Origin of the sequence: Bacillus massilinigeriensis (genome assembly GCF_900111815.1) — a bacterium.
Lineage (GTDB): Bacteria > Bacillota > Bacilli > Bacillales > Cytobacillaceae > Mesobacillus_C > Mesobacillus_C mediterraneensis.
This window is the reverse complement of record NZ_LT630004.1, coordinates 1,769,801-1,783,025: the sequence shown is the minus strand read 5'-3', so window position 1 is coordinate 1,783,025 and position 13,225 is coordinate 1,769,801. Positions and strand designations below refer to the sequence as shown.

Sequence of the window (13,225 nt, the reverse complement as noted above, 5' to 3'; positions counted from 1 at the left end):
GAGGAGTACATATGTCAGAAGATATGAATCAGGTTGAAGTAGCAAACTACGAAGCAGGTGACAGGGTGAAAGGCCAAGTTACCAAAGTAGAGGAAAAACAGGTAATAGTCAATATTGAAAATAGTAAATTAGATGGAATTATTCCAATAAGCGAACTTTCCAGCCTTCACGTTGAAAAAGCGGATGATGCTGTTTCCGAGGGCGAAGAACTTGAACTAGAAGTACTAAAGGTAGAAGAAGAAGCTCTAATCCTCTCCAAGAGGAAAGTAGATGCAGAGAAAGCATGGGATAAGCTTCATGACCAGTATGAGAATGGTGAGATATTCGAAGCAGAAGTAAAAGATGTAGTAAAAGGCGGCCTTGTTGTTGATCTTGGAGTAAGGGGATTTGTGCCTGCCTCACTGGTAGAAGCTCACTTTGTTGAGGATTTCTCTGACTATAAAGGACGCAGCCTTTCTTTCAAGATTGTCGAGCTGGATAAGGAGAAGAACCGGTTGATCCTTTCCCATCGTGCAGTTATTGAAGCAGAAAACAGTAAGAAAAAACAAGACACCCTTGGTTCCCTTGATGCTGGTCAAGTTTTAGAGGGTACCGTTCAGCGTCTGACAGACTTTGGTGCATTTGTGGATATCGGTGGGGTAGATGGTCTCGTTCATATCTCCCAGCTATCACACGAACATGTGGAAAAACCATCAGATGTAGTACAGGAAGGGCAAAAAGTTCAAGTTAAAGTGCTTAGTGTTGACAGAGACAACGAAAGAATTTCTTTATCTATCAAAGAAACTCTCCCTGGACCTTGGTCTGATATTGAAGAAAAAGCGCCAAAAGGTAGCACCCTTGAAGGTGTTGTGAAAAGGCTTGTATCATATGGAGCTTTCGTTGAAGTGTTTCCAGGAGTCGAAGGGCTTGTGCATATTTCCCAAATTTCACACCGCCATATTGGAACACCTCATGAGGTTTTGCAGGAAGGACAGGAAGTTAAAGTCAAGGTCCTGGACGTTAACGTGGAAGAACAACGGTTGTCTCTTAGCATGAAAGAATTTGAACCAAAAGAAGATCAGTTTGACGATGATTATGAATTGCCAGAAGAATCAAAGGGCTTTCAGCTTGGTGAACTCCTCGGTGACAAATTAAAAAATCTAAAAAATTAACAATACAAAATCCCCCGCCAATTTTTTGCGGGGGATTTTTATGCGTTTACTTATTGCGCTTTCGTGCTTTTTCCGGTCCCTCGAGCTTTGTTGCTCCAGGATAATGAAGTGCCTGATCACGATCGCTTTCAACACGATGGCTTTCTCTCAATTTTCGCTCCTGCCTGTCTCTTCCCACATGATCACCCCCTATTATATAAAATGCTGCACATAGAAAAAATTATTCGTGAGCGATTAAATTGAATACAGTCAAGGCATAATGGTAACGATAGGGGGTGAAAGGTTGGAAGGTGCAGTTTTTTACTGGTTTTTGTGGCTGTGGTGGGTGTATACGACATTTTTAATGAGAAAGACAGCCCCTCATCGGCTTAAGCTTTCTGCTGGGATTCTTCTCGTGATTACATGCGGGAAAGTTTATGTTAAAACGCCATTATTCGATGTGCCACTTGTCGGAATATTATTGGTATTCCTCATTACTATTCTTACTTATCCCAATCATTTTTGGAGGATGCTTCGTTTCGCAGCCTCGAGTTTAATTCTCATGTCAGCATATGTAAGCTTTAGGCTGATTGAATTGTACGACCCTGTATGGGTGCTATTCGGAAGGACTGCCATGCTTTCAGCTAGCGGTTTCCTCTTAGTGCAAATTCTTGAACATAATTTGAAGTCTCGTATTGTTGTCCTAATTGGTGGATTTTTGTCAGGTGATATTTTGTTTGCTTTCCTCTTATCAAAGCATGCTATTCCTTATGAATCCATGTCTTTGGGTTTTCTTGATTTGATAGCATGCGCATCAACTCTTACTGTTGCTTGGACCGGTTTTTGTCAGATGACCCAGGCAATCAGTAATTCTATCCAGCAAAGAAAAAGGAGGCAAGCCATCCCATGAATGAATATACGTTACCCATTTTTTTTGGCTTAGCAGCTGGTACTATTTCCAGGCTTATTATGCTTAGAACAGACTATCGGCAATATCCTACATATCTGCACGGGAAAATTATTCATGTTGCAATTGGCTTTATAGCAGCTGGACTAGGCACGATTGCTGTCCCGGCAATACTTGAAGAGGAATTTACAGCAATTACTTTTCTAACCGTTGCCGCTTCCCAGTTTAGAGAAGTGCGAAACATGGAACGGGATACACTTACAGAACTTGATCACTACGAATTAGTTACAAGAGGAAAAACCTATATCGAAGGAATTGCTATAGCTTTTGAAAGCAGGAATTACCTTGTGATCATGACCTCGTTGTTTACAACTTTCTCCTACTTGATGTTTAATGTCTGGGTCGCAGCTATTGTTGCAATCGTCAGCATGTTTCTTTCCCGTTTGATGATGGCCGGGGGAAAATTGAAGGACCTAGTGGATATTGAGTATATGGAACCAAGGTTTGAAGGTTCTGGATTGTATGTCGATAATATTTATATCATGAACATAGGGTTGCCAGAACGGCAGAAGGAAGTACTGAAATATGGTATGGGTTTCATTCTTAAACCTAAAAATTTTGATGCGCGTTCTACCATTGCAAATCTGGGGCAAAGGCAGGCGGTGCTCCACGATCTTTCTACGGCACTTGGGGTCTATCGCGATTCTGGAACACCAGCTTTGGTTCCATTAGCGAAAAGGGATTTAGATGATGGAAGAATCGGAATTTTTGTCCTTCCGCAGCATCGTGATGCACAACGGGCTATTCGCGTAATTGGAGCGGTTCCTACTTTGGAAAATGCAATAAGGATGCCGATGGAGAGAAGGAGGAAAGAAGGATGACAATCGAAAAATGCATACTTGCAGCCATCACGACCAATCCGAAGAAAATCACTTCAGGGATGGCTGTTTTCCACTGTGACAGCAAGGCGGAGTTGGAAAGTTATGCAGCGAATCTTGAGGCAATCCTTGATGGTATAGCTCACGCTCTCTCTGAAGAGTTGTTGATTATTGTAAGGCATTGAATAGCTTTACAAACTAATGTCTTTCTTTTGTTTCTTGCCTACAATACGAATCTTTTGTTAAACTGATAAAGCCAGACCCTTCTGTCCACTAGAAGGGTTTCTTTTATAAAAAAACAGCGGCCAGGAAACAGAAGTTAGTATACTGGCCTATTGAAATTGAAAGGGTGAAGTTCATGGCGAAACCAGTGGTAGCGATCGTCGGCCGTCCGAACGTAGGGAAATCGACGATTTTCAACCGAATCGTTGGTGAACGTATTTCTATAGTTGAGGATATCCCCGGCGTGACCAGGGACCGGATCTATAGCTCGGGGGAATGGTTGACGCACGATTTTAACATTATTGATACAGGCGGTATCGATATCGGGGAGGAGCCTTTCCTTGAGCAAATTAGGCAGCAGGCAGAGATTGCAATTGACGAGGCCGATGTCATTTTATTTCTCGTAAATGGACGGGAAGGTGTGACTGCAGCAGATGAAGAGGTTGCCAAAATTCTTTATAAATCGAAAAAACCTGTTGTCCTAGGAGTCAATAAAGTTGATAATCCTGAAATGCGGAGCGATATATATGAGTTTTATTCGCTTGGTTTCGGGGAGCCAATTCCGATTTCCGGTTCCCACGGTCTTGGCTTGGGAGACTTGCTTGATGAAGCAGCAAAACACTTCCCACAAGACGAGGAAGAAGCTTATGATGAAGATACGATAAAGTTTTCCCTAATCGGGCGTCCTAATGTTGGTAAATCGTCGCTTGTGAACGCAATCCTTGGAGAGGAACGTGTTATTGTCAGTAATATCGCGGGTACAACAAGAGATGCGATTGATTCGAAATTGACTTACAACGGGCAAGAGTATGTGATTATCGACACGGCGGGTATGAGAAAAAAAGGGAAAGTGTACGAAAGCACGGAAAAATACAGTGTGCTTCGGGCACTAAGGGCAATTGAACGTTCGGATGTTGTGCTCGTTGTCCTGGATGGGGAAGAAGGGATTCTCGAACAGGACAAGCATATCGCAGGTTATGCCCATGAGGCAGGAAGAGCCGTCGTAATTGTTGTGAATAAATGGGACGCAGTGGAGAAAGACGAAAAGACAATGAAGCAGTTTGAGCAAAACATTCGGGAAAATTTCTTATTCTTAAGCTATGCTCCAATCGTCTTTTTATCTGCTAAAACAAAAAAAAGAGTCCATACCCTGATTCCTGCCATTGATACAGCAAGCGAAAATCATTCGATGAGAGTTCAGACGAATATACTGAATGAAGTAATATCTGATGCGGTTGCACGGAATCCGGCACCTGCTGATAAAGGCCGTAGATTAAAGATTTTTTATACGACACAGGTTGCCGTCAAACCGCCAGCTTTCGTCGTGTTTGTCAATGATACAGAATTGATGCACTTCTCCTACCAAAGATTCCTTGAAAACAGGATTAGGGAGGCCTTTGGCTTCGAAGGAACCCCAATCAAGATTTTTGCTCGGGAACGAAGCTGAAGCTAGCTTACAAATTAGAAAAGAGGCGACAAGAAATGGAACGGAATAGGGAAGCGATTGCTGTTATCGGTGCAGGAAGCTGGGGTACTGCTCTTTCCATGGTGCTTGCCGATAACGGGCATGATGTACGTTTATGGGGGCATAATGCAGAACAAATTGACGAGATCAATACTTTTCGTACAAACAAAGCGTACTTGCCTGAAGTACAGATTCCTAAGGGTATTCATGGATATGTAGACTTGCAAGCAAGCCTTGCAGGTGTTAAGACAATCATTTTGGCTGTGCCGACGAAAGCTATACGGGAAGTATTGGGGAAAATGGTCAAAGTACATCGTAAGCCACTTGAAATCGTTCATGTCAGCAAAGGAATTGAACCAGACTCTCTTCTTCGGATTTCTGAAATGATTGAGCAGGAAGTACCGCACGAGCTGCTCTCAGCGGTGGTGGTGCTTTCAGGGCCAAGCCATGCAGAAGAAGTTAGCCTTCGCCATCCAACTACTGTAACGGTCTCATCTAAAGACATGTCTGCCGCAGAGCGAGTCCAGGAATTGTTCATTAATCAAAATTTCAGGGTATACACCAATCCGGATGTCATTGGTGTGGAAATTGGCGGTGCGTTAAAAAATATCATTGCGCTGGCTGCAGGAATTTCTGACGGGTTAGGGTATGGAGATAATGCCAAGGCGGCTCTTATCACTAGGGGACTAGCTGAGATAGCTAGGCTTGGAGTGAAGATGGGGGCCAGTCCGCTTACTTTTTCCGGACTGACTGGAATAGGCGACCTTATTGTTACTTGTACAAGTGTGCATTCCAGAAACTGGCGTGCAGGCAATATGCTGGGAAGAGGCAGGAGTCTGCAGGAAGTGCTGGATAGTATGGGAATGGTCGTTGAAGGAGTCAGAACAACAAAGGCTGCTCACCAGCTCGCTGCGAAATATAGTGTGAAGATGCCGATTACAGAGGCTCTATACCAGATACTATTTGATGGGGTAGAGGCAAAGAATGCTGTTGATGAACTGATGACAAGAAGGAGGACCCGTGAAATGGAAGATTTGGAAAATATTCTAATCGGCCAATTCGGGGATTCCGATAATAAATTTTAAAAAATAGGCGTTCGACGATGCGATGCAGGAACAGTCCGCATAGAATGCAACGAAGCAAACTGGTGGTTTGAACAGGGCCAGGGTTATTTAGTCAACATATGCTGAAGAAAAGAGTTTGCCCCTCTCTTTCCTTCAGTTTTTTTTTGAGTGCGGGTTTGTGTCCACTTCTATTTCCATGTGTTATAATACATTGCGGAAAAGGGGAGTGGTAGATTTGTCAACAGGTTTAATGAAAATGTATATTTCCTTTGCAGGAATGTTTGCAATGGGCCTTTCGCTTGTTTTCCTGTATCTCAGCAGGTATAAGCTAAGCGGAATATTAAAGGTTTTTTCCGCAATAGTGGCCTACATCCTGATGATTTTTGCTGGCCTTGTCATTTTCATGGTCGTGATGAGTGGTCCGACCAATTGACAAAAAATATTGGTAGAAGGAATGGGAGAAGATGAGAAAAATTACTGCTCTACTGATAGGATTCTTACTTTTGACTGCTTTAACTGGCTGTATGTACCCTGAAGAAAACCTTGTGCAAAATAGTATTCCATACCAAGACCAAGTGGATCGTGTGCAAAAAGCAGTAAATCAGTATAGAAAAGATCAAGGCGAATTCCTGCCAATCAAGACAAAAGAGGCGGATACACCTATCTATCAAAAATACCCTGTAGATTTTGAAAAGATTGTTCCGAGGTATATACCTGAAATACCAGGTAATGCCTTTGAAAGCGGCGGGGATTTTCAGTATGTTATGGTGGATACCGAAAAAAATCCAACTGTCAAACTGCTGGATGTAAAAATAGCCGAAAAAATACGAGAAATAAAAATGAGAATAAAAGTTGGGGGTTACCCTCCTTTTAAAAAGCAGTTATCGCGGAATGTTTTCACACTTGATTTCAAGAAGCTAGGATACAAAGAGGAGCCGGTAGCTGTCAGTCCTTTCACAGGAAAGAACCTTCCTTTTGTGATTTCTGGTGAAGGGGAGATTTATGTAGATTACCGAACAGATTTGTATGAAAAGCTGAGAGAATCAAAAGTTTCCGTTTCCCCAGGAACAGACATACTTTATCTTTTGTTGAAAGATTCACTGTTTGTTCCCGCATATTCTCTGCCTTACACGATAGGTTCTACAGGGGATGAGCCAGTGTTTTTAGAGAAATAGTCATAACCTTTCTTCTGCAAAATATATTGTAGGAGAAAGGTTTTTTTGTTGTAATCGTACATTAAGGCAGCCGGCTGTTATCGTTGGCAGCGTTTTCGGGGAAAATAAAAAAAGAAGTCATATGGTAATAGGACAACATCATAAATATAAACTGTCCCAGTTTACCAATAAGGATTATTTTTTCCCATTAATAAAGGATCGGGAGGGGATCACTTGGAAAAGGTAGATATTTTCAAAGATATCGCCGAAAGGACAGGAGGCGATATTTATCTAGGTGTTGTGGGTGCGGTTCGGACTGGTAAGTCCACTTTCATCAAGAAATTCATGGAACTTGTAGTACTACCAAATATAAATAATGAGGCTGACAGGGCGAGGGCACAGGATGAATTGCCTCAAAGTGCTGCAGGCAGGACAATCATGACAACCGAGCCAAAATTCGTGCCAAATCAGGCTGTTTCCATTCATGTGGATGAAGGCCTTGATGTGAATATTAGAATGGTAGACTGTGTTGGTTACACCGTACCTGGTGCAAAGGGATACGAAGATGAGAATGGCCCAAGGATGATTACCACACCATGGTATGAAGAACCAATCCCATTCCATGAAGCAGCTGAAATAGGTACTAGAAAAGTCATCCAGGAACACTCGACAATCGGGGTCGTTATTACAACAGATGGTACTATTGGAGAAATCCCTCGAGCTGATTATATTGAAGCAGAAGAAAGAGTGATCGAGGAGCTGAAGGAAGTTGGCAAACCATTTATCATGGTCATTAACAGTGCGCAACCGCATCAGCCCCATGTAGAGACGTTAAGGGATCAGCTTGCGGAGAAATACGATATTCCCGTCCTGACAATGAGTGTGGAAGGAATGAGAGAGAGCGATGTGCTGAATGTTCTTCGTGAAGCATTGTTTGAGTTTCCTGTGCTTGAAGTGAATGTTAACCTGCCTAGCTGGGTAATGGTGCTTCGTGAAGATCATTGGTTGAGAGAAAGCTATCAGGACGCAGTAAAAGAAACGGTAAAAGATATTAAGAGATTGAGAGATGTTGATAGGGTTGTCCAGTTATTCAGTGATTATGATTATATTGACAGAGCGAATCTTGCAGGCATAGAAATGGGGCAGGGAATCGCGGAAATTGACTTATTTGCCCCAGATGATCTTTATGATGATATCCTGAAGGAAATTGTTGGGATTGAAATCAGGGGTAAAGATCACCTCCTCGAACTGATGCAGGATTTTGCTTATGCGAAAGCGGAATATGATGTGATAGCGGATGCCTTAAAGATGGTGAAACAAACTGGATACGGAATCGCTTCCCCTTCCCTTGCAGATATGAGCTTGGAAGAACCAGAAATTATACGCCAAGGTTCCCGGTTTGGAGTGAGGCTGAAGGCAGTCGCCCCATCGATTCATATGATCAAAGTGGATGTTGAATCAGAATTCTCGCCAATTATAGGAACAGAAAAGCAAAGTGAAGAACTCGTAAGGTATCTTATGCAAGATTTTGAGGATAATCCATTATCCATTTGGAATTCTGATATTTTTGGCAGAAGCCTTAGCTCCATCGTGCGAGAAGGAATTTCTGCCAAGCTTTCACTAATGCCAGAAAACGCCCGCTATAAGCTAAAGGAAACGCTTGAACGGATCATTAATGAAGGTTCTGGCGGGCTGATTGCCATCATCCTTTAAATAAGCTGATATTTATCCAGGCCCCCTCGGGGGCTTTTTTTGTGAAAAAAATGATTGGATTACGCAAGGAATGTTTGAGGTAGTTTTCTACCGGGTAATATGGAGGAGTGAGATATTACAATTCTGTTTCATATAAGAAAAGATTCCCATTAAATATTGAATTTATCTTGATTAGCTTATATGATTGTGATAATCTTTAAACTGAATTAGCGAAGTACCCGTAAACCCTTATGTTAGTAGGGGTTTCTAGGGTTCAGGTTAATTTCCGGCAGGGACTTTGATTGAAATGGAGTACTTGCTGGTAAATTGCTCCGCAAACGTATAGGATTCATTGTTTTTGTTTAGAAATGTAGTAACAGTCTGATTTTCTAAAGTGCAATGAAATCTTTGGGAGGAGGTGAATCGCATGAACAAGACAGAACTAATCAATGCAGTTGCTGAAGCTGGAGAACTTTCAAAGAAAGACGCAACTAAAGCGGTTGACGCTGTTTTTGATTCAATCCTGAATGCTTTGAAAAATGGTGAGAAGGTCCAATTGATCGGTTTCGGCAATTTCGAAGTACGCGAACGTGCTGCCCGCAAAGGCCGCAACCCGCAAACAGGAGATGAAATTGAAATCTCAGCTAGCCGAGTGCCTGCTTTCAAACCAGGCAAAGCGCTTAAAGATGCAGTAAAATAATTACATAGATGTGCCATCTGGCACATGCTTGAAAAAAGGCCGCTATGAAGCGGCCTTTTTTGATATGTTATCAGTTCTAGCAAACGTCATTTTTGCTTACATTGAAAAGCTTATGCTAATATGAGATTGTCATAAACCTTTCATTTTCGACGAACAATAAGGAGAGACAGATACAGTTTAGGAGGAAAATTACATGGCAGAATTCAATCGTGCCCAAATAGAGGAAGCGGTACGTTTAATACTTGAGGCAGTCGGAGAAGATCCAGGCAGGGAAGGCCTTGCTGACACACCGAAGCGGGTAGCTAGAATGTATGAGGAAGTATTTGCAGGTTTGAATCAAGATCCTAAAGAATACTTTGAGACTATATTTGGAGAAGATCATGAAGAACTTGTCCTTGTGAAAGATATTCCATTTTATTCAATGTGTGAACACCACCTTGTTCCATTCTTTGGTGTTGCACATGTTGCCTATATTCCAAAGGGTGGTAGAGTAACAGGTCTCTCAAAGCTTGCAAGAGCTGTAGAGGCTGTAGCTAAGAGACCACAGCTCCAAGAGAGGATTACTTCCACAATTGCCGATTCCATCATGGAAAAGCTTCAGCCTTACGGAGCAATGGTGGTTATTGAAGCAGAGCATATGTGTATGACAATGCGCGGTGTGAAAAAGCCTGGTGCAAAGACAGTTACATCTGCCGTGAGAGGGACGTTGGCTGAGGATGTCAGTGCTCGTGCGGAAATTCTTTCATTGATAAAAGGCTGATAGAAAGGTCCGGTGACGGGCCTTTCATTTTGCATCTTCGACAGGTGCAGTGCAGGAAAATATTTTAGGAGGCTGATTCGCTTGGAAAAAAAACAAAGTGCAAACAGCGACTTTGTCGTTATTAAAGCTGAAGATGATGGAGTGAATGTGATTGGGCTGACGCGAGGGACGGATACACGATTTCACCACTCGGAAAAGCTGGATTACGGTGAAGTAATGATCGCCCAATTCACTGAGCATACTTCAGCTATCAAAGTGCGGGGACAGGCGACAATCATGACTGCTTTTGGAGAGCTAAAGAGCGAAAAGAAATCGTAACACGAACAATCGCTGATAGATTAAAGGGGAAATTCGACAAATGGCACTGAAACCTGCGCAAAGCACTGGTTTTTATGATATAATGGTCACGCCTTTAAAGTTCGGATTTAACATAGTAAAAGGAATAGTCGTGATTTATGGCGGTTTTAATTGGAACGAAGCGGTGGAGCCCCTTGTGTTCCCGTGAAAGGCTATTGCATTTCGACATATTTCTGTCCGTCTGGCATCACAATATAATTGAGGGACAAGGGTGATCGCATTGCAGGATTTCGAGAAAAAGTTAACGAAAGTAAGGGGATCGCTGGAGCGAAGGCTTTCCCATTCTTACCTTCAGCAGTTCGTTGCATCTCCTCCTATTGATGAAGACAAGCTGGTCCTGCTTTACTCCTTTCTCGATTCATTAGGAATGGAAGAGGTACGGACAGAGACTTATACTATTACGGCAATGCTTTTGCAAATAGCCCTGGATACCCATGAGCTTGTAAGGGAAAACACACCTGGCGAAGGTGATGACGATCGGAAGGTCCGTCAGTTAACAGTTCTTGCCGGAGTTTATTACAGCGGCCTCTATTATAAGCTCCTTGCAGAGACTGAAGAAATTAAACTGATTGATATGCTGGCAGCAGGTGTGAGAACAATAAATGACAAGAAAATACTTGTATATCGGCAGGAAGCAAAAACCATCGAGGTTTTAATGGAAAGCCTGAAGGAAATCGAAGGGTCGCTCATTTGTAAAGTAGCGGACTTTTGTGAAGTTAGCACGTGGAAGGATCTGGTTATAGAATCGCTCTTTGTCAAAAGACTTTTGAGAGAGGAAAAGCAATTCATTGAGACAGGTGCTTCCATCGTTTTTGACAGCCTCCGTAAACTCTCTTTACTAAACTCGGATCAAAGTCTTCAACATGTGACAAAGGAGCAGGATAAACACCTCTTTGAAATATGCGAAAGATACAGGGAGTTTTCCATCAACAAGATCATTGAGACAAGGAAAAAGCTTACGGGGATCAATCATGTCCTCTCGCAATGGCTTGAGACCTTGCTTGGAGAGCATCAGTCCATGGTGAATATTTTTGCGGAAGAAGGGTAAATATGGCGGAGTCTAAAGAGGAAAAGGTTCATAAGGTTTTTGAAAAGATATCGGAGAACTATGATCAGATGAATTCTGTCATCAGCTTCAAACAACATATCAAATGGCGCAGTGATGTAATGAAGCGGATGGATGTGCAGAAGGGAAGCACTGCGCTCGATGTATGTTGCGGCACGGCAGATTGGACTATTGCCCTTGCAGAGGCTGTGGGCTCTGGAGGGAAAGTTGTCGGATTGGATTTCAGCAGCAACATGCTGAAAGTAGGGCAAGAGAAAATTGTTACCAAAGGTCTGAGCCAAGTTACGCTTATTCAGGGGAATGCAATGGAGCTTCCGTTTGAAGATGACAGCTTTGATTATGTAACCATCGGTTTTGGGCTTCGGAACGTACCTGATTATCTAAAGGTGCTTAAGGAAATGTACAGGATCCTTAAGCCTGGTGGTATGGCAGTATGCCTGGAAACATCCCAACCAGAAATACCCGGCTTTACTCAGGCATACAGATTTTACTTTCGGTTCATTATGCCTGTGCTTGGAAAGCTCTTTGCAAAAAGCTATCATGAGTATTCCTGGCTGCAAGAGTCAGCCCGTGATTTTCCAGGGATGAAAGAGCTTGGAAACCTGTTCAGTAAGGCAGGATTTAAAGACGTCTATTACAAACCATACAGTGGTGGCGTGGCAGCTGCCCACATCGGCCGCAAATAAGAAACTGGCCTGTCGCAAAATAAAATTTGTTCCTGTACTCCTCTATAGGAGAGCCGGGAAATGGCAGCAGGATTGAAGAGCTGGGTGATACGATTGAAAATGTCAATGGTGTATTCATATTTGAATGCGGATATCAAAAAGATTGAGGGAGAACTGGAGGAAACGATACTAGCAGAGTCTCCCTTGCTTCGAGAAGCGTCTCTTCATTTGCTACATGCCGGAGGAAAAAGGATTCGTCCTGTTTTCGTCTTGCTTGGTGCGAAATTTGGGAATTATTCGATAGAAGAAGTGAAAAATGTTGCGACTGCCCTTGAGCTGATTCATATGGCTTCGCTTGTTCATGATGATGTTATTGACGATGCTGATTTGAGAAGAGGCCAGCCAACAATCAAGGCAAAATGGGATAACCGCATTGCAATGTATACCGGAGACTATATTTTCTCCAGGTCACTTGAACTCATGACGAACATCAAAGATCCTTTGGCGCATAAGATTCTTTCCGATACAATTGTGGAATTATGTATAGGGGAAATAGATCAGCTGAAGGACAAGTATAATTTTGAACAAAATCTTCGCAAATACCTATTGCGAATCAAAAGGAAGACAGCGTTGCTCATCGCAGCCAGCTGTCAGTTGGGCGCAGTGGCATCAGGGTGTACCGAAGATGTACATAAAAAGTTATACAGATTTGGATATTATGTAGGAATGTCATTCCAAATAACTGATGATGTTCTTGACTTCACAGGAACGGAAAAAGAGCTTGGCAAGCCAGCCGGTGGAGATTTGTTGCAAGGAAACATTACCCTTCCAGTATTGTTTGCAATGGAAGCAAAAGATGTGAAGATGCGCATTACGAATGTACATGAGCATACTGATAAGGAAGAAATTGCAAAGATTATTTCATTGATCAAAAGAACAGGTTCAATAGATCGTTCGCTTGCAATGAGCGACCTTTATTTAAAGAAAGCGCTGGATGTTCTCGATACGCTTCCTTCCAACAGGGCGAAAAGAACGCTGAAAGATATTGCGAAATTTATTGGAAAGAGAAGATTTTAGAAAGTTGCCAATGTCGTGAAAAAATGTTACTATTTCCAGAGATTGCTTTCATGAAAAGCATTCTACGTACATACCTATATTAGGAGTG

The 13,225-nt window shown here is 42.5% G+C and carries 17 protein-coding genes; 16 read left to right on the top strand and 1 reads right to left on the bottom strand.

Annotated elements, in window-relative coordinates:
- Positions 1–11 precede the first annotated feature (11 nt).
- Positions 12–1,151: a 30S ribosomal protein S1 gene (gene rpsA / locus BQ5796_RS09335; protein ID WP_071459983.1), complete on the top strand. Its 1,140-nt coding sequence runs from the start codon at positions 12–14 to the stop codon at positions 1,149–1,151.
- A 46-nt stretch (positions 1,152–1,197) separates the two neighbouring features.
- Here the strand turns inward: rpsA and BQ5796_RS09330 are convergent, their stop codons facing one another.
- Positions 1,198–1,329, bottom strand: coding sequence for a YpzI family protein (locus BQ5796_RS09330; protein ID WP_071459982.1), 132 nt, complete (start codon positions 1,327–1,329; stop codon positions 1,198–1,200).
- A 105-nt stretch (positions 1,330–1,434) separates the two neighbouring features.
- Here BQ5796_RS09330 and BQ5796_RS09325 point away from each other — a divergent pair, with 105 nt between their 5' ends.
- From BQ5796_RS09325 to hepT, 15 genes are all read left to right on the top strand, one after another.
- A complete protein-coding gene (locus BQ5796_RS09325) occupies positions 1,435–2,040 on the top strand; it encodes a YphA family membrane protein (protein WP_071459981.1) in 606 nt (201 codons plus the stop codon).
- Entirely contained in the window at positions 2,037–2,918 is an 882-nt protein-coding gene (locus BQ5796_RS09320; protein ID WP_071459980.1) for a YIEGIA family protein, read from the top strand. The genes BQ5796_RS09325 and BQ5796_RS09320 overlap by 4 nt, the downstream gene beginning before the upstream one ends.
- Positions 2,915–3,100: a capping complex subunit for YIEGIA gene (locus tag BQ5796_RS09315; RefSeq protein WP_071459979.1), complete on the top strand. Its 186-nt coding sequence runs from the start codon at positions 2,915–2,917 to the stop codon at positions 3,098–3,100. Before BQ5796_RS09320 ends, BQ5796_RS09315 begins: the two co-directional genes overlap by 4 nt.
- A 173-nt stretch (positions 3,101–3,273) precedes the next feature.
- A complete protein-coding gene (gene der, locus BQ5796_RS09310) occupies positions 3,274–4,584 on the top strand; it encodes a ribosome biogenesis GTPase Der (RefSeq protein WP_071459978.1) in 1,311 nt (436 codons plus the stop codon).
- A gap of 35 nt (positions 4,585–4,619) precedes the next feature.
- Complete coding sequence (locus BQ5796_RS09305; protein WP_071459977.1) at positions 4,620–5,687, top strand: NAD(P)H-dependent glycerol-3-phosphate dehydrogenase; 1,068 nt, start codon at positions 4,620–4,622, stop codon at positions 5,685–5,687.
- Between the two features lie 205 nt (positions 5,688–5,892).
- Entirely contained in the window at positions 5,893–6,099 is a 207-nt protein-coding gene (locus tag BQ5796_RS09300) for a DUF2768 domain-containing protein (protein ID WP_346190290.1), read from the top strand.
- A 31-nt stretch (positions 6,100–6,130) separates the two neighbouring features.
- A complete protein-coding gene (locus BQ5796_RS09295) occupies positions 6,131–6,841 on the top strand; it encodes a hypothetical protein (RefSeq protein WP_071459975.1) in 711 nt (236 codons plus the stop codon).
- A 213-nt stretch (positions 6,842–7,054) separates the two neighbouring features.
- On the top strand, positions 7,055–8,533 hold the full coding sequence (gene spoIVA / locus BQ5796_RS09290; RefSeq protein WP_071459974.1) for a stage IV sporulation protein A: 1,479 nt from the start codon (positions 7,055–7,057) through the stop codon (positions 8,531–8,533).
- 406 nt (positions 8,534–8,939) lie between these two features.
- Positions 8,940–9,212, top strand: a complete 273-nt coding sequence (locus tag BQ5796_RS09285; RefSeq protein WP_071459973.1) for an HU family DNA-binding protein — start codon at positions 8,940–8,942, stop codon at positions 9,210–9,212.
- A gap of 193 nt (positions 9,213–9,405) precedes the next feature.
- Positions 9,406–9,972, top strand: a complete 567-nt coding sequence (folE, locus tag BQ5796_RS09280) for a GTP cyclohydrolase I FolE (protein ID WP_071459972.1) — start codon at positions 9,406–9,408, stop codon at positions 9,970–9,972.
- 81 nt (positions 9,973–10,053) lie between these two features.
- A complete protein-coding gene (gene mtrB / locus BQ5796_RS09275; RefSeq protein ID WP_071459971.1) occupies positions 10,054–10,290 on the top strand; it encodes a trp RNA-binding attenuation protein MtrB in 237 nt (78 codons plus the stop codon).
- A gap of 40 nt (positions 10,291–10,330) precedes the next feature.
- Positions 10,331–10,477 (top strand): hypothetical protein, encoded by a 147-nt coding sequence (locus BQ5796_RS18130; protein ID WP_159430996.1) that lies wholly within the window; start codon positions 10,331–10,333, stop codon positions 10,475–10,477.
- Between the two features lie 63 nt (positions 10,478–10,540).
- On the top strand, positions 10,541–11,377 hold the full coding sequence (locus BQ5796_RS09270; RefSeq protein WP_083413086.1) for a heptaprenyl diphosphate synthase component 1: 837 nt from the start codon (positions 10,541–10,543) through the stop codon (positions 11,375–11,377).
- A gap of 2 nt (positions 11,378–11,379) precedes the next feature.
- On the top strand, positions 11,380–12,081 hold the full coding sequence (locus BQ5796_RS09265) for a demethylmenaquinone methyltransferase (protein WP_071459969.1): 702 nt from the start codon (positions 11,380–11,382) through the stop codon (positions 12,079–12,081).
- Between the two features lie 93 nt (positions 12,082–12,174).
- Positions 12,175–13,137 carry a heptaprenyl diphosphate synthase component II gene (gene hepT / locus BQ5796_RS09260; protein ID WP_071461238.1) on the top strand — a complete coding sequence of 321 codons (963 nt, stop codon included), beginning with the start codon at positions 12,175–12,177 and terminating at the stop codon, positions 13,135–13,137.
- Positions 13,138–13,225: the final 88 nt, after the last annotated feature.